Genomic DNA, 18,462 nt, shown 5'->3' with positions numbered 1-18,462 from the left:
GGGACCATCACGCTGTGCCTGAGTTGATCGTACGGGACATGACGAGGAACGAGTTCGAAGAGTGGCGTGACCGTACCATCCGATCATTCGCGGATGATCAGGTAACAGCCGGTAACTGGCCCGCGGACGAGGCCATCGAGTTGGCCACCAAGGCAAACGACGTCCTGTTGCCGGATGGTTTTGCGACTGCCGGAATGCTGTTCTTGAGGGCCGCGCTTCCCGACGGCACATGTGTTGGCGTGTCGTGGCTGGGCTTGACGCACCCGCGCGGTGCGCCCGACTGCGCGTTCATTTACGACATCGAAATCAATGAGGCGTACCGCGGAGCCGGCTACGGACGCGCGCTCCTAGCTGCTGCCGAGGACGCCGTGCGCTCCCGTGGCCTGGGTCGCCTTGAGCTCAACGTCTTCGGCGACAACGCCCGCGCGATCCGGCTGTATGAGACTTCCGGCTACCGCGTCGTGACACAGCAGATGCGTAAATCACTCAATTGACCAAGAGCCAGATTGTTTGCGCCGCCGGTGCCCTGATCTAGCCGTGAGTAGTGCGGTCCGCGGTTGCTGCGGGCTTCAGAGCAGCGGATCGCGGAGGCTTGCCGAACCAGCAGGCGCACGACGTCCGAACCTCAAGAAGCGGGTGCCGCTGGTTCGGTTTGAAAGTGTTGCGGGACCGCGTCGGCGTTTGTTGTTCGGTTCACGCCTCCTTCTGGGTGATGATCTGCAAATCTGCTGAGCTGCCTCAGGTTCGACGATCGAACCCGGCATAGTTCGCCGCCAAACCTGAGGCACCGCTGGTCAGGGCCGCATCCGTGCCTCAGTTCTACTGGCGAGGGACAGCCGCGACGCTGTGCCGGCCAGGGATGCTCTGGCCGGCACAGCGCCACCGATTAGCCTTGGCGCGTCGTAAAAATCGCGGCGGCGCCGGCCGGCAGGCGGTAGGCGTAGGTCGTGTCTCCCCACGGCACGTCGAACGTGGCGACCGAGCGGCCCGAGTTATACACGACGAGAAGCTGTGTGCCGTCGGGCAGCACGGCCGTCTTGCGCTGAACGCCGCTGTCCGAGCCTGCCGCCACGCTCGCCGGACCGGCGGGCCCGAGCACGTTCAGCTCGTGGATCGACCACCAGTTGCCGGCATCGCCCTGGTTCACCACCCGGATGTAGCGGCCCGTGACCTGCGGTATGAGGATCTTGGCCACCGGGCTGCCCGGTCCGGTCGCGATCGGCTGGCCCCAGTTCGTGCCGTCGTTGGACACAAAGAGCTCGTACCCCCGCGGGGAGTCGCCGCTGCTTCCCGTCGTGTCCAGGACGACCTGGTTGAACGTCTGCTCCGAGCCGAGGTCGACCTGGAACCAGTCGCCGGGCCGCATGCCGCGGCCCGTGCTCCACCGCGTGGCTGGGTCGCCGTCGATCGCCTTATCAGGTGGCTCGGTGGCATTGCTCGCCGATGCCGACACCGTCCACGCGCCACGCGGCAACGGCACTGCGGTCGTCGGAGGGGTGAGCGACGCGCCGGCGGGGAGCGTGTAGCCGAGCCACTGGTTGCCGACCCGCACCTGAGCCTGGTGAGCCAGCATTCCAGCGTCGTAACTGATCAGCGCTCGCGTCCCGTTCGGGTTCTCGAGCGGAATGTCAACCGAGCCGATCGCGGCTGGGTCCACGGTGCCATGCTGGGTGCCGGCCCAGGTGAACGTGGCCGCCGCCCCGCCGGCAAGGCTGTAGGTGAACCACTTGTTGCCCCACTGCACGCGGAACGTCTTTTGGCTGTTCGCGGAGTTGAACGCGACCAGCGCCGTGGAGCCATCGGGGTTGACGAAGGCGACGTCTTGCACGTCACCGGCCCCAAGGGAGTTGGACGCCACCCGGCGGGCGCCCGGACGCACGAACTTGCTGGCGTGACCGAGGGCCCAGTAGTCGACGGTCTTGGTGTACGACCAGTGGCCGGCAGCGTCCTGCGCGACCGTCACGACGCCGCGGCAGGTCGGGCAGCCGCCGTTGGTCGGTCCGTTGTTCTGATCCAGGGCGATGTTCCAGCGGATGACACCCTTTGCCCAGTCACGGGTGCTGTTGATGACCAGGCCCAGCGCCGCGGCGAAAGCGGCCTGCTCGTTGCCCTCCCACGTGCCGCCCGAACACTCCGTGTGCCACGCCGGCTTGTTGGGGTAGTTGTTGTGCGACACAGCCTGGGCCCGCACGTCACCGCCGTAGCAGTGCCACGCCGTGCCGGCGACGAACCCAGTCGCGGCCGGGTCGGCGTACATGGTTTCCGGATAGCTGACGACATCCCAGTTGTGGTCGTAACCAAGGATCCCGGTCTGCAGTTCGCGGTCGCGTAGTGCCGGGCCGAGGTAGTTCTTGATCAGGTTGTTCTGCTGCTCGGCGCTGAGCGACATACCCGGATATCCGGAGGGTACGTAGAGCGGCTCGTTCTGCGGGGTGATGTAGCGGACGGGAACCCCTGCCTCCGCGTAGCCTTCGAGGAACTTCGTGAAGTAGTCGGCCAGCGGCTGGTAGACGTCCGGCTTGAGCGTCCCGCCGATCATCGAGTCGCTGGTCTTCATCCAGCCTGGCGGGCTCCACGGCGACGCCATCACGGTCAGCTCCGGGTTGAGCTGACGGGCTTGCTTGAGCACCGGGATGATGTATGCCCGGTCGTGGTCGATGGAGAAATGGGCGAGTGTCGGATCGGTCTGGCCGGCCGGCATGTCGTCGTACGAGTAGTTCCCGTTCACCGCGAAGTCACTGGAGCCCATCGGCTGGCGCAGGAAGCTCAAGCCGATGCCCTGGCGGCTGAATAGGTCGCGCATCACCGCGTCGCGCTGCGCGCTGTCGAGGCGGGTGCCGACGAGCCAGGCGGAGGAGTCGGTGAACGACGCCCCGAAGCCGGTGATCTCCTGATACCGCCGCTGGCTGTCGACGGTGATTGTCGGTCCCTGCGGGGCCTGCCCGCCATGCCACGACACGGTGGATTGGCGCGACAGGTAGGTCTTGGTGCCGAGGTCGGTGAGAAACACGGAAACCCCCGCCGGCGCGCTTGCTGCGGCGGACGTTTCGGCCGGACAAAGCACGAGTAGGGACAGTGCAGTGACCAGCCCGACGCCTAGCCCTCTTCGTGACACCTCGTGATCCCTTCGTTGCATGGCTGCGCCCCGATCCGGGAACGTTCCGCGCGCGGCGCGAGGATTCGGGACTTCATTCAAGTGTCGAATTATTTACACATTTAACTTATGGCACCGTCAAGGGCCATTGACCGAGTGCCGTGCCAGAGCGCGACGTGCGGGGCATGATCTGCGGCTTCGTTGATCGGTGTCAGGCTGCCCGCTGGTACTTGTCGCACGCCTCGCGGTGCTGTCATGCCACGAGTCGCGCGGTCGATCAGCAGCCCTGCTGATGCCCGACTTGCCCAAATTCGTGGGTGTTCTGGCGGGCGTCACCAGGGATGCCGTCAACGCCGCATGGCGGCGGTTGCTGCTCCGTCGCGGACGTGGGTCGGTCGTCCCGCCCGCGATACCGGCTGGGGAGCGACGCCGTGGAACCAGATGTCGCGCCGTACCCGCTGTGCCTCACGGCACAGCCCGACCAACCGGTCGACCAGCGGCTCGCCGTCAACATCGATGAAGCAGTGCAGCAGCGATACCGGCTGCAAGCCAAGCCGCTTGACCAGCCTCTTCCCGGAGCCGTTCCAACGCCTGCATGGAATCACGGTTTGGCTGCGCGCCGACGTTGAGGCGTGGATCGCCGAGCACGGCCACCTCGGGTGACCGACAGCGACGACGCCGAATAGCTCGCCTGCACCGGAGGGCAACCACTCGGAGGCTCTCCGTCGCTCGCCGGGCTCCACCCGCAGAAGGCGCGGGAGGCCGCGCACCTCGAACGCGGGACGTTCGAGGGAGCCGGCCGGCTCTATGCCCACCCTTTCGGGACCTGCCGCGGGCCGGGCGGCGCCTGCATGTTCGGGTCCGGCGGTGCGGGTCAACGGTCGTCGCCTAACAGGTAGTGCAGGTACCGCTGCGGGTCGGCCAGGAACGAGCGGGTCAACACCACCGGCTGCGCCTCGTCGTAGCTGACCTCGCTGATGGTGCCGGTGCCGTCGATCTGCAGGATCCGCGCGTGCGGTACGGCCAGCAGGATCGGTGAATGGGTGGCCACGACGAACTGCGAACCGGTCTCAGCGAGGTCGCGGATCCGGGTGAGCATCGCCAGGCAGCCGTGCACCGACAGCGCCGCCTCCGGCTCGTCGAGCAGGTACAGTCCACGCGACCCGAACCGGTGGGTAGCCAGGTCGAGGAACGATTCGCCGTGGGAACGCTCGTGCAGGCATTGCTCGCCGGTCCCGCTGTCCCCGACGACCCGCGCGTGATGACGGGGCAGCCCTGGCAGGAATCTTGTTCGTGCTACGAACCGGTGGCCCACTGACAGGAGCAGGGCGTGTGGTGGCGCCTGCAGGGGACGCTGCTGGCAGGGTTGCGTGGCGGGGGCTGCCGGGCCGAGCCCGGTCGATCGCGGCCGACCTGGCAGCATCTGCCGCCTGGCATGCGCCGGCCACTTGTGCTCACCCTCGACCGACATGACGAACGGCCTGGGGAAGGCGGCCACGGTCGGCGGTCGCATATGTGAAGGTCTGTATGACGGACGGTGATCCCCAGCGAGCTGCGTGCGGGCTGGCTGAATTCGGCCTCCGTCCGCCCACCGCTTGGCAGAGTGGGGAGGTGACCAGGAGCCGGTTGGCGCGGCATTCCGGTGAGCGCCCTGCGCGATTCCTCGGGGGCATTCAACTGTCCCCCGGGGGCCCCGGGGTGAGCCGGTTGGAGCTGTTCCTCGACCTGGTGTTCGTGTACGCGTTCCTGAGCGTGACGGACCTCGTGACGGAGAACTTCCGGATCGAGGGCCTGTTCCAGGGCGTTCTGGTGGTCCTGTTGCTGTGGCGGGCCTGGAGCTCGTACACCGTGCTCGGCAACCTCGTCAGGTTGGACAAGGGAATCATGCGGCCGCTCATCTTCGGGGTGGCCGCGACCATCCTGGTGACCGGGATCGCCGCGCCGGTGACCTTCACCGATCGGCCAGGTGGCTTGTTCGGGCCGTTGATCTTCGTCGTCGCCTTCCTGCTGGCCCAGCTCGGCGCGCTACTGATGTTGACGTACACCGTTTCGGGTGGGACCCGAGGACCCCTTCTACGCGCATGGTTGCCGTTCTCCGGCGCCGCGGTCCTGCTGCTGTGCGGTGCGCTACTCCCTCGCCACCTGCCCGCGGGCGTCGACGGTGGGTCCGTCCAACTGGCCCTGTTCTTCGCCGCCACCGTCGTCGATTTCATCGGCGTGCGGGCGCTCGGCGCGGACAACTGGCGGATCGTGTCCGTCCCGCACTGGGCCGAGCGGCACCGGCTGGTCGTGCTCATAGCGTTGGGCGAGACGATCATCTCGATCGGCACTGCCCGTGGCCTCATCGGTGACCCACCGATCACCTGGTCGGTGATCGGGGGCTCCGCCCTGAGCCTCGTCGTCGTGGCAGTACTCTGGTGGCGCTACTTCGACATCGCCGGATTCGCCGCCGAGCAGGCGCTGCAGCGGTGGCCGGCAGCCACCAGGTCACGACTCGGCCGGGACGCATATAGCGTCCTGCACGTCGTCATGATCATCGGTCTCGTCCTCATCGCGCTGGGGCTCAAACGCGCCTTGAGTTCGGTCGAACCCGCCACCGCGTACCGGTGGGACCAGCTGAGCACACTCGTCCTCTACGGAGGTGTCCTGGTCTACCTGCTCGGGCTGGTGGCCCTCGAGCACCGCACCATCCGCCTGCTGGGTCGTAGCCCGTTGCTGGGGATCGTCCTGGTGACCACCTTGGCTCCGGTCGCGGTCCGCCTGCCGCCAGTGGGCGCGGTGGGGCTGCTCGCCGCCGTTCTCACCAGTATGGTCCTGGCCGACCTCACCGTCTTCCGCCGGCGGCATCACTTGCTGCACAGGCAGGCGGCGGAGGCGGCGATCCATGCCGCCACCACCGGGGTCACACCAAAGGAACTCTTCCTCGATCTGGTGGTCGTCTACACGTTCATCCAGGTCACCGTGTTGATGACCCGGCACCCCACCGTGGTCGGGGTCGCCCAGGCCCTGGCCGTGCTCAGCCTGCTGTGGGTCGCCTGGTCCCTCTACACCCAGGTAGGGAACGTCCTTCGAAGCGAGTCCATCCCCGTCCGGTTGAGTGTCCTGCTGATCGTGGCGCTGACCCTAACGATCGGCATCGCTATCCCACAGGCGTTCGACGTTGTACCCGACGGCCTGCCCGGTCCGATGATCGTCGTGGTCTGCTACATCGCGCTGCGCGTGCTGCACCTGATCGCGCTCCGGCTGGTCGTCCGCCCGGACCGGGCACAACACGCCCGGATGCTGCGGGCGGGCGTTCCGACGGCGGCCGCGCTCGTCCTGTTGTTGTTCGCCGCGCTGGCTTCCTCGCGGCCGCATGCCCCGGAGGAGCTGAGCCCGCTCGCGGCGAGCCTCTGGCTGGCGGCCATCGTCGTCGACCTCGCCGGGGGCTACTTCGTCGTCCAGCGGTTCTGGCAGGTGAGTTCGGCCAAACACTGGACCGACCGGTACGCCCTGATCATTCTCATCGCACTGGGCGAGTCGATCATTTCGGCGGGGGTGGCCGTCTTTGGCCGCGCGATTTCCTGGTCGGTGATCGTCGCCAGCGCCACCAGCATGGTCCTGCTGGCCACGCTGTGGTGGGCGTACTTCGACACGGACGCCATCGTCGGAGAGCGCGTCATGCAAGACCGGACCGGCAACCAGCGGGCCGCGCTGGCGCGCGACGCATACGCCTACCTGCACCTGCCCATGATCGTCGGGCTGATGCTGCTTTCCTTCGGCATACGGAAGACCCTCGACGTGGTCAGCGACCCGTCAGGACCGGCGCGTACCCCGCTGGGGCACGCCATCCTCTTCGCCGGAGTGCTCGTCTATCTCCTCGCCAACCAGGCATTCTGGTGGCGCACCCGGCACCAGATCCGCTGGGTCCGGGCCACCGGAATCCTGCTGGTGGCGATCCTCGCGCCGGTGACCAGCCCACTGCCGCCGCTGTGGGCGCTGACCATCCTGGCGGCCGCCACCGCCGCCGTCATGATGATCGACTCCCACCACGCCGCCGAGCTACGGCGGCGGCTTACACGAGCCACCGCCCTCAGCCATCCTGACCAGCAACCGCCCATGAACCCCATCAGCTAACCCGCCGCGATCCCCACCGCCATCGTCCGAGCCGCGCTACCTACGGTCGCGTCCGGGGCTGTCTCGCGAACGGTGTTTCCGGCGATCTTGTTAGTAGGTCTCAGCGGGCCGGGAAGCGGTCGATGAAGGTGATGGCGAAGGCGTTCGAAGCGGGTTTCCAGCGCATCGTCCATCGGGTTCTGCCGGCGCCGGTCGTGTCAAGGGACCGGGTCACGAGGTACAGGCACTTAGCGCGGCCTGCTCGTTGCGGATTGGAGCCATGAGCCTCGGCGGGAGGTCAACGACAAGTGCCTAGGGCTTACTCCGGCGGCGGGGGAGTGAGCCAGGCGAGGGGTTGTCCGCTGAGGGCTGCGTCGGCGAGGCGGTGGGCGCTCGCGGTCTTGAGCGCCGCTCGTGAGCTGTCAATCCAGCGCTGGACGTTGTCGATGCCCTGATGGCGGTGCTCAACCGCTTGGACGAGGCATTCCAGCTTGTCAGCGTCGCGAGCGACCACGGCTTCTGGTGTCTCACCCGCTTCGTATTCCGCAACGGCGGCGGTGATGACGTCGGCGACTGCGGGTGGGCAGGTGGCGACCTGGTCGGCGGTGACGGTGGTGTTGGGTACGGCGGTGAGGTAGCGCTTGGCGATGTGCGGGATGTCGGTGATCCGGGTTTCCTGGGTGTCGTGCAGAACGCACAGCATCGACACCCGGGCCGGCTCCGGCCGCCCAACTCGAGCGCCACCTCGGAAGCGGTCAGTCTCCTCGATGGCCTGGTCGTCCACGATGTCGGCAGATACAACCGCCAATCCAGAGGACACGAGGCGGTGTCGGTTACCGCGTGGACGCTCACCCCGATCTGGCAGTTCGCCACTTCCGGAGGGGCGCGTGATCTCGGTTCACCGCTGCGTCAGCGCTTTCACCACCACCGGCAGGCGTCCCAAGGCGTGCGCTATGCCCAATCCATCCATGTAGTCCCGGGCGTGGACGATCTCGCCGTCGCGCACGCGTAGCACGAGCACACCCGGGAACTCGAACGGCTGACCGGTGGACCGCAGGACACCGCGGACGACCTGTTCGACGACCAGCACCTCGCCGTCCGCGCAGGAATGGACGGCCACCTCACACACCTCCTGCGGTTGCGCGTCACTAACCGCCCAGGCGGCCCGGTACGCGGCGCGGAGACGTTCGCGTCCCTCGAATCGGTCCGGCATGCCCGGAAACAGGAACGGCAGCTCGTGCACCGTGTCGGCGGCGTATAGCTCGGCCAGGTCGTCAGCAGACTTGTCGATCATGGCTTGCTGGTAACGCCGCAGGATCGCCTGCGGCTCGGAATCTGGTGTTCCCACGGAAGGATCCTCGCCGTCAACAAGTAAACTGTCAACATGTCAACAGACGAGCCGGGCTCGTACCAGCGGGTCCTGCACTACCTGCACCGGGCCGACTTGCTCAGCCGCCGTGTCGCCGACCAGCAGCTGGGCGAGCGAATAGGTGTGGGCCGGGCGATGTTCCTGATCCTGGACATGCTGGCTGGTGCGGAGGGCATGTCGCAGCAGGCCATCGCAGATCACCTCGGGCTCACGAAGGCGGCCGTCAGCCGCCACATCGCCACCGCGCGAGACCGCGGTTGGCTGCGTACCTGGCCGTCCTCCGCTTCCCGCCGCGAGAACAGCGTCGCCCTCACCCCGGCAGGTCAGGCACTCGTCAAACGGGGACGCCGCCACCGCACCGACACGGAACGCCACGCCGCGGACGTCCTCGGCGCGGACGAACTGCGGCGTACGGCGCGGACGCTAGAACAGCTGTGCGCACTGCTCGAGGAACGCCTACGCGCATCAGGCGGACCGCTGTGATGGCCCCGTGTACGCGGGCGGTGCTGGTCAGGACGCCGCGCCCACCTGCGGCGGCGGACCGATGAAGGACTATCCCAAGTCAGGATTCATCCGCTGCCTGAAGCGGTACCTTGCCGGCACCGCCTACCGGGTCATCTGCGACGCGCGCGATATCCCTCATCATCGACGTGTGGGCGGCCGCTGCCTACGACCTGGCCACCGATGGGTGGCTCCCCAGCGGGGAGGTGGGGCTCACCTTCGGCGTGGTTGGGTGCGGCTTCTCGGTCTCCGTACCCTGAAGTTCTGACGAGTTCCGGCCCCATGCCGCAGTTCCTCGCTTCGCTGCGGGCACTCGACGTTGACCTGCTGCCACATCCCGTCGCACCTGCCACAGGTCCACTACCTTGACGCATTCCTTGACCGCCATGGCGGCCACAAGCGTCCGGGTGGGAGACGCAGGTCACAGTCGGCGGGGCTCACATCTTTGCCGGGCCATCTCGTCACTCCCACGTACGAATCAGATTCTCCAGCGTGGAAGGAACATCATGAGCTCACCGGCTGAAAGGCTTCGCCGCGACTTCGGCGGCGACATCATCGAACCGGGCGGAGCGGAGTACGAATCGGCGAGCCGCTCGGTATTCGCTTCCGGTAGTCCGGCCTATGTTCTGCGGCCCAAGAGCGTCGGGGACGTGCAAGTAGGTGTCAGGTTCGCAGCCAGCGCAGGACTTGTGCTGTCCGTGCGAGGTGGCGGCCACAGCTTTCCGGGCTTCGGCACCAACGACGGCGGCATCGTGATCGACCTCAGCAAGCTCACAAGCGTGGAGCTCATCGACAAGGAACGTCACCTCGTGCGAATCGGCGGCGGCGCCACTTGGGGTCAGGTCGCGGCCGCTCTCGCCCCGCATGGCCTGGCGATCTCCTCGGGCGACAACAAGAGCGTCGGTGTCGGCGGGCTGACATTGACCGGTGGCATCGGCTGGAAGGTCAGGAAGTACGGTCTGGCCCTGGACAACGTGGTCGCCGCGGAGGTGGTCACTGCCAACGGAGCGCTCGTGCACGTAAGCGCGGAGGAGAACCCGGAGCTGTTCTGGGCGATTCGCGGTGGCGGCGGCAACTTCGGGATCGTCACCGCCTTCCAGTTCGTGGCACATCCGACGACGGACGTCTTCTACGGCAGGATTGCCTTTCCGGCGTCGGAGGCGGGCAGCGTGCTGCAGGGTTGGGCGGACTGCCTCCGTACCGCGCCCGAAGCGCTCACCGCCACCGCGAACCTCGCCAACCCGCTCGCCGGCGGACCCGAAGCGCCGGTGGAGATCTATGTCGCCTTCGACGGCGATGACCCGGCGCTCGCGGCCCACGCAATCGACCCGATCCGCCGGCTCGGCACGCTGATTGACGACGACGTCGCGCTGAGGCCTTATGCGGACACGCTCGTGGACGGCGTGCCTCCGCCGCCGGGCATCGAGTTCCTCACCCGGAGCGCGTTTGTCGAGAAGGAATCGGTATCCGAGGTCCTGCAGATCCTTACCGAGGTCGGGGCAGCGGAGGGGTCGCCGTTCATCGCCGTTCGCAGCGTCGGCGGTGCGGTATCCCGAGTCCCCGACGACGCCACCGCCTACACGCACCGCCAAGCGGAGTTGATGTTCGTGACCACCACGGCGGGCCCGGAGCCGGTCGTCGAGGCCACTCGTCCAGTGCTGGAAGCGATTTGGCGGAGGCTCGCACCGCACGTCAATGGCGCCTACGCGAACTTTCTCGCCACCGCCACCGACGAGGACGTCGCGGCGATCTATCCAACGGAGACCTACCAGCGGCTTGCGGCGGTCAAGCGTCAGTACGACCCCGCCAACTTGTTCGCCCATAACCACAACATCCGGCCTCAGTAGGCCGTTGGCGGGCAGGCAGATCCGACACACCACCGCGGCCCCGGCGGCTTGACCCGCGACCGACCCCGGGACACCGAAGACCGCCCGCGGAAGTTCCTTCTGGCAGGACGACGGCCCCACCCCCGACCGTGCATACGCGGCGGCGGAGTGGGGCCGTAGGCCGCTCATGGACGCCGAAGGGGCGCCGCCTGCATAGTTCTGACAAGTTCGATCAGTCCCCGCAGCTGATCGAGCCCGAACTCCGCCACGGCCTGCGCTGCGAGGCAGTTCGTCCTGTGAGCGGGGTCAGGTACCACCCGCCGGGTCGGTCGCGGCGACGCGGTCAGTACGCCGTCCAGAGCTGGAGCTTCTCGGGGTTGCGCACCACCCAGATGCGCTTGACCCGGTCGCCTGCGACGTCGAAGGCCAGCACCGCCGCGGTGACGCCCTCGTGCTGAACTACCAGACCTGGCTGACCGTTGACCGTACGCTCCAGGATCGTCAGGCCGGCTACGCGGCCGGCGATGTCGACCAGGTAGCGCGCGACCTGCTCGCCGCCTTCCACGGGATGGAGCGCGGCGGCTGCCAGGCCGCCGCCGTCGGCGGTTGCGGTAGCGTCGGGGTCCAGCAGGCCGATGAGGGCGTTGACGTCCTTGGCTTCCCATGCCTGCCTGAGGTGCCTGATGACGACAGCGCCGTGCTGGACCACGGGGGTCGCGGGAACCTGCGGCGCCGCGATGCGGCGGCGGGCCGACGAGGCCAGCTGGCGGCACGCCGCCGGCGTTCGACCCACGATCCTGGCCACTTCGGGGAAGGGGTACCGGAAGACGTCGTGCAGGATGAACGCGACGCGCTCGGCCGGGGTCATCGACTCGAGCACGACGAGGAAGGCCATGTTGACCGACTCGTCGAGGGTGACCCGGTCGGCCGGATCGGCCGTGGCCCCGCCCGGCCGCCCGCTGATCCACTCCGTATGGTCGGGCAGCGGCTCCGGGAGCCACTCGCCCACGTAGCGCTCCCGTCGGGTCCGGGCCGAGCGAAGCACGTCGAGGCAGATGCGGCTGGCGACCGTCGTCAGCCAGGCGGCGGGAGACTCGATGGCGTCCTGCTGCCGCGCAGTCATGGCGTACCAGCGGGCGTACGTTTCCTGTACGGCATCCTCGGCTTCCGCCAGGGAGCCGAGGAGCCGATACGCGAGGTTGACCAGCCGGCGCCGCTCGCTGATGATCGCGCTCAGGCCCGGGTCGAGCTGGCCGCCTTCTGGCTCGGACTGTGTGGTCATGGTGTCGCCGGCTCCCTGTGCCTCGTCGCTGTCTTCACCAACTCGACGAGACAGCACACGGAATTGTGAGGTTGGCGCGCGGCCTCACAGTACGGAGGCCCTCGTCGTCGTACTGCTGACACCGTATGACGTGCGAGGAGTGCCCCATGAACATTGCTCTGTGGATCATCGCTGGGCTGTTGGCCGTTGCCTTCCTGGCCGGCGGCGCCATCAAGCTGGCCCTGCCCAGGAGGAGACTGGCCGCCGCCCCCGGCGGGGGATGGGTCGAGGACGTCAACACCGGCACCGTCAAGGCCATCGGCGCCCTCGAGGTCCTGGCCGCGATGGGCCTGGTCCTGCCAGCCATGCTCGACATCGCGCCGGTTCTCGTGCCGGTGGCCGCCGTCGGCCTGGTGTTGCTGATGATCGGCGCCATCATCACGCACCTGCACCGTCACGAGGCCAAGCCGATCCTGGCAAATGTGGCCTACCTGGCCCTGGCCGTCTTCGTGGCGTGGGGCCGCTTCGGCCCGCACTCCCTGACCGGCTGACCAAGCCCGACACCACAAGGAGAAGCCGATGTGACGCGCGTCTCCGGGGGCGAAGGCCGCACCGCGACGCGGCCTTCGCCCCGTGGTTCACCGCGAGCGCGTCGCCTGACCGGTGCCGCAGCCCATCTCCGGCACCGCCGCGCGTTTCGGCCCAGCCATCACATCATCCCGCCGGGATGTCCTTGACGAACACGATCCCATCATTGCTGGCCACGTGGGCCGGGTCCAACGGGGAGTAGCCGAACCAGGGGGACACGCGGGGAGCGGGCGTCACGTCGCCGAGGACGGTGGCCAGTCGGCGGGCGTCGACGACGTATCGGTCCTCCGGCAGCGTGTACAGCAGCCCCTCGATGGTGTCCGGAGGTGGGGCGTCCACGCCATGGTGGCGGATCGTGCCGAGGGCTGTAGCCAGGAAGGCGTACCCGTCGCCCAGGTGGGCGCTGACGATCGCGCCGGCGCTCCACCATTCCAGCGGCAGGTCGCCCATCCGCATCCTGCTCTTGTTCCGCTGGAGGTGGCCGTTGTGCGCGGACACCAACGCCGGGCCCCGCTCGGCGATGGCGAACAGGTTGGCGGCCATCATCGAGTCCCGCAGGGCCAGCAGCCGCGCCATGCGACCCGGTGACGTGTCGGCCATCCAGAAGTGGTAGCGCAGCAGGCCGGTGGCGGTGCGCCCGTACAGGCATGCCCGGTCCCAGTCGTCCGGTGAGGACGCCGCGATCAGCTGTGGCGTCTGCGCGTCGAGCAGCGTCACCAGGTCGTCGGCGAGCAGCCGCAGCTGCTTGGCCTCGGGTGTCTGCCCCACGGACTGGGATGGGTCCATCATCGCGGCGGGGTTGGTCCACTGGTCGTCGGCGCCGAGCAGGCGGTCGAGCGTATCGGCGGCGCAGGGGAGAAGGTCGGCGTCGGCCCAGGCGGTGAGGTAGGCGTGGAGTGCGGTGAGGGCCTGCCGGGGGCTCGCGGCGCCGGTGATCTCCAGCGGGCCGTCGAAACCGGCGAAGCGCAGCCGCTCGGACGCGTGCCGGCCGTCGTTGTACGCGCGCATCCAGCGCACCAGCTCGCGGTTGGCCGGGAAGGCGCCCCACTCGTGGCTGAAGCCGCGCTCCATGACCTCGTCGAGGTTGCCCGTGCCGGACGTGACGTAGTCGTCCACGACCAGGCCCATCACGCAGTCGCTCTCCATGGCGATCGTCCGGTAACCCTCCTGCTCGACGAGTTGCCGGAAGAGTTCGTTGCGTACGTCGAGCAGGAGGTCCGCGCCGTGGGTGGGCTCGCCCAGGGCGAGCAGCCGCGGCCGGGTCGGGAGCAGCCGCATGACGGCCGCGGCCTCGACAGCATGGGCGGTGTCCTTGGTACCAGCAATCATGCCCTCAACGGTATCGTTGAACCTTCGGTTGAAACTTCTCCGCGATAGTGACAGGACAGTGGGGCGAAACCTTCAAGACGGTGGACGGCTCAGGCCGGTCGACCTGGCGCGCGGGCACGGCCTGTCCACCCAGGCGATCAGGAACTACGAGGCGGCCGGAATCCTGCCGGGCGCCGAACGCACCCTGCACGGATACCGCACCTACACGCCGCTGCACGCGCAGGCCCTCCGTGCGTTTCTCGCGCTCGTGTCAGGACACGGCCACCAGACGGCCACCTCGATCATGCAGGCGGTCAACCGGGACGCGACCGAGGACGCGCTCCGGCTCATCGACGAGAGCCACGCCCAGCTGCTCGACGACCGCCGCACCCTCCAGGCCGTCGAAGCCGCGCTTCGCGACCTCGATCCTGTACCGCGGGAGCGCGGTGACACGTTCGTCGGCCCGCTGTCGCGGCGGCTCGGCATCCGACCGGCCACCCTGCGCAAATGGGAACGCGCCGGCCTGGTCCAGCCGCGCCGCGACCCGCGGACGGGCTACCGGGTCTACAGCGAGGCGGACGTCCGCGACGCCCTGCTGGCCCACCAGCTCAGACGGGGTGGCTACCTGCTGGAGCAGATCGCCCCGCTGATCGCCCAGGTCCGCACCGCCGGAGGCGTCGCACCGCTGGAGTCGATGCTGGCCGACTGGCGCGCCCGCCTCTCGGCCAGGAGCCGCGCCATGCTCGCCGGCGCCGCCGCATTGGACGCCTACCTCGACCGCCGCCCGGCTCCGCCCGGATGACGAGCGGACTGCTGGCCGCGAAGCTCCGGGGTGTCTTAGTGATCGTGACGGAAAGCCGTCCGAGCAGTGCGGGATTGCTCACGGCCGACTCTGACAGCAGCAGCGACAGCAACCGGCCCGGACGATGACGACCAGGCCAAGCCCGCGGTGGAAGACCGTCCGAGGTCACGATCAGGGACGGACGCCAACGGACGCGGCGCTCAGGACTTACAAGCGAGGGGTCGGGGCGGAGACCCTTCCGGCTCCGGTCACCTTTCGCGCAGCAACATGATGCCAACGGCGATTACAGCCAAGCCCACAAGCACGACGTAGAACAGGCTGGTGAGCCAGTAGCCGAGCCGGTCGTCCAGGTCCAGCACCCACCGGGTGAGACCGCCGACAAGCGCCGCCGCAGAAGCGGTCAGGACCAGAACCGCTTTTTCCCCGATGGAAAGCGGTGTCTTCCGTAGCCTCATCGGCCTCATGCCATCCTCGTCTCGCTGTACGGCGCGAAAGTACAGCAACCCACGGCACCGCCACAGCCCTCGCTCGACCGGCCGAGCCTCGCGGCCTGCGAGGCTAAGCTCAGCTCTGGCTGGTCACCGCCGTGGGCTGATGTTTCTTCGCTGGGACGACGTCCCTGAGCAGCCAGCCGACCGGAGGGCTGACCAGCGGACGCAACGCCCACACCACGGGCCGGCTGGCGGTGATCCAGACCAGCGCAACGACCGCGGCGATGAGCACCAGCAATGCTGGGATGTTGTCGACCTGGTCGTCGAGGGGTGACCAGGCGAAGGCCAGGACGACGAACCCGTGCAGCAGATACGGGTACATGGAGTTGGCTCCCCAACCCGTGAGGAACGTCTGGCGACGCGGAGCGAGCATCATGATCGCCCATGTCATCGCCAACCCGACGGCCATCAGTCCAAGCCGGATCAGGACGCCCTCGGTCATCTCCACCCCGAGCCGCTGGTAAGCGCGGTTCCAGTACACCCAGAGGTTCGACAGGCGCGAGGCGACCAGATAGGCCATCGGCGCGGCAGCGATGAGCACGGCGATCGCGGTTAACCGCACAAGCGGAGATGGGCGGTACGCGAGCCTGCCGCGACCGAGCCAGACGCCGAGGACGAAGAAGGGCAGCATTCCTGCCACCCGGTCCAACGACAGGGCGTGGCCGAGCACCGTGGCGGCTCCGGCGGAGAGGGACACCACGATCGCGATGACGACCGCTCCGCGAAGTTGGGCGAAGAGCGGAGCGAGCATCCGCCAGATGAACAGAGCGGGCAGGAACCACAGGTGATAAATCGGGGAGAGGAACTCGTTGACCGTCCAGGGCATCGGCCTGTCCATCACCGTGTAGAAGCTCATGTAAAGCAGCTGAAACACCACGTACGGCGCGAGCAGATCCCGGATCAGCGACGCCGCACGACGGCCGGTGAGCTCGGTTGCCGAGAGCATCCCCGAAAGCATGACGAAGGCCGGCATGTGGCACAGGTAGATGAACGTGTAGATCGTCCTGCCACCTGGCGAGGAGCCGAGCGTCTGACCCACCATGTGGCCGAGCGCGACCAGGACGATCAACAGCCCTTTGACGTTGTCGATGTACGGGTCGCGCCTGATGGGCGCGACAGCGACGCCAGGGCTCTCAGGCATCACCGTGGTTGTCACCCGGCCAGGCTGCCGGTCGGCCGATACCCGATCTAGCTGGAGTGAGCAGGATCACCAAAGGCCGCCCGCGAAGCGCTGTACCTTGCCAGGCTCACCGTTCAAGGAGCGCAGGTCGGCGAACGCGACCGGCCAGAGGCGCAAGCGGCGGGTCCGCGAGGACAATCCGCTGCCCCGCTCTTCGGCCGCATGGTCCCCAATTGCGTGGGTAGCCGGCGGACATGACCGCTTCAGTTGCGCACCTGCACGGCGGGCCACTCGATGGGGTGGACCGGCCAATAGCCGGCAGTCCTGACGAACTCGTGGAATTCACCCATGAGACCCCCGACGGCACTTGGTACGTGGAGTACCGCAGGGCTCGCCGCGCCGATGACGGCTGGCACTACGAGGCTACCGGCGGGATGGATAAACAGGATGAAGAGTGATACGGCCCTCAGAGGGGCCGTTCACCGGCGGGAACTGAGCCGATGATGGAAGCTGGGACTTCAGCCTTCCATCCTCACGGCCGGATAGCGGTGGCCGCGCTGCGCAAAGAATCCTTCGAACTCCCTCAACTCGAGTGGCTCGGGGATCGGGTGCCGGTCGGGTATGGCCCGCAGAGCCGACTGGTAGCGGAAGAACGTCGCAAGGTCGCTCGGGTAGCGACGAGGCTCTGTCCCGGCGAACGATCCCGCCACTCGCGCACGTTGAAGCACCCTGCGCCACTGGTCGACGCTTGCCAGTCCCACGGATTCCACACCATGGCAGAACAGCATGAGGTGTAAGTAGTCGTAGGTGTCCGACTGATCGAGATAGCGCTCGAGTGCGTCGGCCGAACTCTGGACGGGGAAGGTGCTCCAGTAGGGTACGCAACCGGTCCGGAGAGCCCACCAGGGGTCGGCGAGGATGAACGACTCCACCAGCAGTCGGTTGGTTGGCAGGCCGCGTTGTCGGTACCACCAGCGATAGAGGTCGGCGATGAGCGGGCTGAGGTCCTCGGGGTCGTCGAAGATCAGCCGCCGTACCTGATAGCCGTGTCGGCGCGCGAATGCGGTCGCGTCGTCCCGTAGCGCCGGTTCGAATCCCCATTCCGCCTCAGGGCTTTCGCTGTCCGGCGTCGGCGCCTCCCACCGTGTCCGCTTGACTCCGTAACGACGTAGGTATGCGGCTATTCGGGGATCGCCCTCGCGATACTGCGACGGCTGCAGTCCGCCGACGGCACCGAACTGGAAGACGTGTCGCTCGCCGACGCGGGTGGTGGGCCATCGCCGGGTGCACTCGGCGAGCAGGACCACGCCGCCGGGATCGAGCGTGTTGGTCAGGAATCGCTCGTACGCGGGTCCGAGCCGGGTGCGTTTCACCCGGAAGTAGGCCATCCGCCGCGACGTCAACCGATCCTGGTTTGGATCATGCAGGTGGTGCAGGACGAAGTCGGGGTTGCGTGCCAACAGCGCCTGGGCGCTGGCGTCGAAGGCGTGTAGGGCGCGCATCGGATCATCCGGGGGCACCTGCCGTTGACGCAGCGGGAGCAGAAGCGTCTGGGGCAACCAGGCGATACCGAGGGCCGCGCACAGATGCACGAGCGCTCCGCTGGACGAGCCGAGGATGACCGCCGGGTACCGGCGCCGCGGGTAGAGTCGGACGATCGAGGCGGCGACTTGCTCGATGTCGAGGGTCGCCATTCGTGCCGCCGGCTGCGCCTCGGCTCCGCTGGCCAGGCTGTAGATCGTCTCTCTGAGCCGGACCGGAAGCCGGTTCGCGGCGGTCGCGAGGGGACGCAAGAGTCGCCCCGCAGGCCTGCCCATTGGTGGCGTGTCGCGGTGATGAAGGTAGCGGGCAGTTGCCATGACCATGGCAGAAGCGGAGTCGAATGCCGCCACCTCGCGGGGTAGTTTCATCCCACCTCCCGCGGGCGGTTACCCCGAAAATCATCCGGTACGCCCGGTTCCGTCCGTGCCTGTCGGGTAACCCCGGGTATGCGGAAGAGGCCGGAGC

Annotated in this window: 15 protein-coding genes and 3 pseudogenes; 7 read left to right on the top strand and 11 right to left on the bottom strand. The window is 67.8% G+C overall.

Annotation, left to right across the window (positions count from 1 at the left end):
• Positions 1-38 precede the first annotated feature (38 nt).
• Positions 39-494: a GNAT family N-acetyltransferase gene (locus DKT69_RS35690; RefSeq protein ID WP_236648650.1), complete on the top strand. Its 456-nt coding sequence runs from the start codon at positions 39-41 to the stop codon at positions 492-494.
• Between the two features lie 392 nt (positions 495-886).
• On the opposite strand, the gene DKT69_RS35685 is transcribed toward DKT69_RS35690, so the two are convergent.
• On the bottom strand, positions 887-3,010 hold the full coding sequence (locus DKT69_RS35685; protein WP_161558014.1) for a discoidin domain-containing protein: 2,124 nt from the start codon (positions 3,008-3,010) through the stop codon (positions 887-889).
• 958 nt (positions 3,011-3,968) lie between these two features.
• Positions 3,969-4,409, bottom strand: a complete 441-nt coding sequence (locus tag DKT69_RS35680; RefSeq protein ID WP_236648648.1) for an AAA family ATPase — start codon at positions 4,407-4,409, stop codon at positions 3,969-3,971.
• Between the two features lie 392 nt (positions 4,410-4,801).
• On the opposite strand from DKT69_RS35680, the gene DKT69_RS35675 reads away from it, so the two are divergent.
• Positions 4,802-7,210, top strand: a complete 2,409-nt coding sequence (locus DKT69_RS35675; RefSeq protein WP_161558013.1) for a low temperature requirement protein A — start codon at positions 4,802-4,804, stop codon at positions 7,208-7,210.
• Between the two features lie 90 nt (positions 7,211-7,300).
• Here DKT69_RS35675 and DKT69_RS41565 read toward each other — a convergent pair.
• The 4 genes and pseudogenes from DKT69_RS41565 to DKT69_RS35660 form a co-directional block, all read right to left on the bottom strand.
• Positions 7,301-7,442 (bottom strand): annotated as a pseudogene (locus DKT69_RS41565) (IS256 family transposase); the annotation flags it as partial.
• Between the two features lie 66 nt (positions 7,443-7,508).
• Positions 7,509-7,910, bottom strand: a pseudogene (locus tag DKT69_RS35670) (HD domain-containing protein); the annotation flags it as partial.
• Positions 7,911-7,977: 67 nt separating this feature from the next.
• Positions 7,978-8,059 (bottom strand): annotated as a pseudogene (locus DKT69_RS35665) (transposase); the annotation flags it as partial.
• A 28-nt stretch (positions 8,060-8,087) separates the two neighbouring features.
• Positions 8,088-8,537, bottom strand: a complete 450-nt coding sequence (locus DKT69_RS35660) for a nuclear transport factor 2 family protein (RefSeq protein ID WP_201750029.1) — start codon at positions 8,535-8,537, stop codon at positions 8,088-8,090.
• 36 nt (positions 8,538-8,573) lie between these two features.
• On the opposite strand from DKT69_RS35660, the gene DKT69_RS35655 reads away from it, so the two are divergent.
• Together DKT69_RS35655 and DKT69_RS35650 are read left to right on the top strand one after the other, a co-directional pair.
• Positions 8,574-9,041 carry a MarR family winged helix-turn-helix transcriptional regulator gene (locus DKT69_RS35655; RefSeq protein WP_109805761.1) on the top strand — a complete coding sequence of 156 codons (468 nt, stop codon included), beginning with the start codon at positions 8,574-8,576 and terminating at the stop codon, positions 9,039-9,041.
• Positions 9,042-9,565: 524 nt separating this feature from the next.
• Complete coding sequence (locus DKT69_RS35650) at positions 9,566-10,906, top strand: FAD-binding oxidoreductase (protein WP_109805760.1); 1,341 nt, start codon at positions 9,566-9,568, stop codon at positions 10,904-10,906.
• A 322-nt stretch (positions 10,907-11,228) separates the two neighbouring features.
• Here DKT69_RS35650 and sigJ read toward each other — a convergent pair whose 3' ends face one another.
• The gene (gene sigJ / locus DKT69_RS35645; protein ID WP_236648645.1) at positions 11,229-12,224 is read right to left on the bottom strand and encodes an RNA polymerase sigma factor SigJ; all 996 of its coding nucleotides are present in this window, start codon (positions 12,222-12,224) and stop codon (positions 11,229-11,231) included.
• A gap of 89 nt (positions 12,225-12,313) precedes the next feature.
• Here sigJ and DKT69_RS35640 point away from each other — a divergent pair, with 89 nt between their 5' ends.
• Positions 12,314-12,697, top strand: a complete 384-nt coding sequence (locus tag DKT69_RS35640; protein WP_109805758.1) for a DoxX family protein — start codon at positions 12,314-12,316, stop codon at positions 12,695-12,697.
• 163 nt (positions 12,698-12,860) lie between these two features.
• Here the strand turns inward: DKT69_RS35640 and DKT69_RS35635 are convergent, their stop codons facing one another.
• A complete protein-coding gene (locus DKT69_RS35635; protein WP_109805757.1) occupies positions 12,861-14,063 on the bottom strand; it encodes an erythromycin esterase family protein in 1,203 nt (400 codons plus the stop codon).
• Positions 14,064-14,121: 58 nt separating this feature from the next.
• Here DKT69_RS35635 and DKT69_RS35630 point away from each other — a divergent pair, with 58 nt between their 5' ends.
• A complete protein-coding gene (locus DKT69_RS35630) occupies positions 14,122-14,844 on the top strand; it encodes a TioE family transcriptional regulator (RefSeq protein ID WP_109805756.1) in 723 nt (240 codons plus the stop codon).
• 248 nt (positions 14,845-15,092) lie between these two features.
• Here DKT69_RS35630 and DKT69_RS35625 read toward each other — a convergent pair whose 3' ends face one another.
• Together DKT69_RS35625 and DKT69_RS35620 are read right to left on the bottom strand one after the other, a co-directional pair.
• Positions 15,093-15,299: a hypothetical protein gene (locus DKT69_RS35625; RefSeq protein WP_146231308.1), complete on the bottom strand. Its 207-nt coding sequence runs from the start codon at positions 15,297-15,299 to the stop codon at positions 15,093-15,095.
• Between the two features lie 109 nt (positions 15,300-15,408).
• Positions 15,409-16,491 (bottom strand): acyltransferase family protein, encoded by a 1,083-nt coding sequence (locus tag DKT69_RS35620; protein ID WP_109805754.1) that lies wholly within the window; start codon positions 16,489-16,491, stop codon positions 15,409-15,411.
• A 218-nt stretch (positions 16,492-16,709) separates the two neighbouring features.
• Between DKT69_RS35620 and DKT69_RS38025 the strand changes: the two genes are divergently transcribed.
• Entirely contained in the window at positions 16,710-16,913 is a 204-nt protein-coding gene (locus tag DKT69_RS38025) for a hypothetical protein (protein ID WP_146231307.1), read from the top strand.
• A gap of 60 nt (positions 16,914-16,973) precedes the next feature.
• On the opposite strand, the gene DKT69_RS35615 is transcribed toward DKT69_RS38025, so the two are convergent.
• A complete protein-coding gene (locus tag DKT69_RS35615; RefSeq protein WP_109805753.1) occupies positions 16,974-18,365 on the bottom strand; it encodes a hypothetical protein in 1,392 nt (463 codons plus the stop codon).
• Positions 18,366-18,462 lie beyond the last annotated feature (97 nt).

The sequence above is a fragment of the Micromonospora sicca genome, assembly GCF_003172935.1.
In the GTDB taxonomy this organism is placed as follows: domain Bacteria; phylum Actinomycetota; class Actinomycetes; order Mycobacteriales; family Micromonosporaceae; genus Micromonospora; species Micromonospora sicca.
The sequence above is the reverse complement of the archived record's forward strand: the minus strand, read 5'-3'. Positions and strand labels throughout refer to the sequence as shown.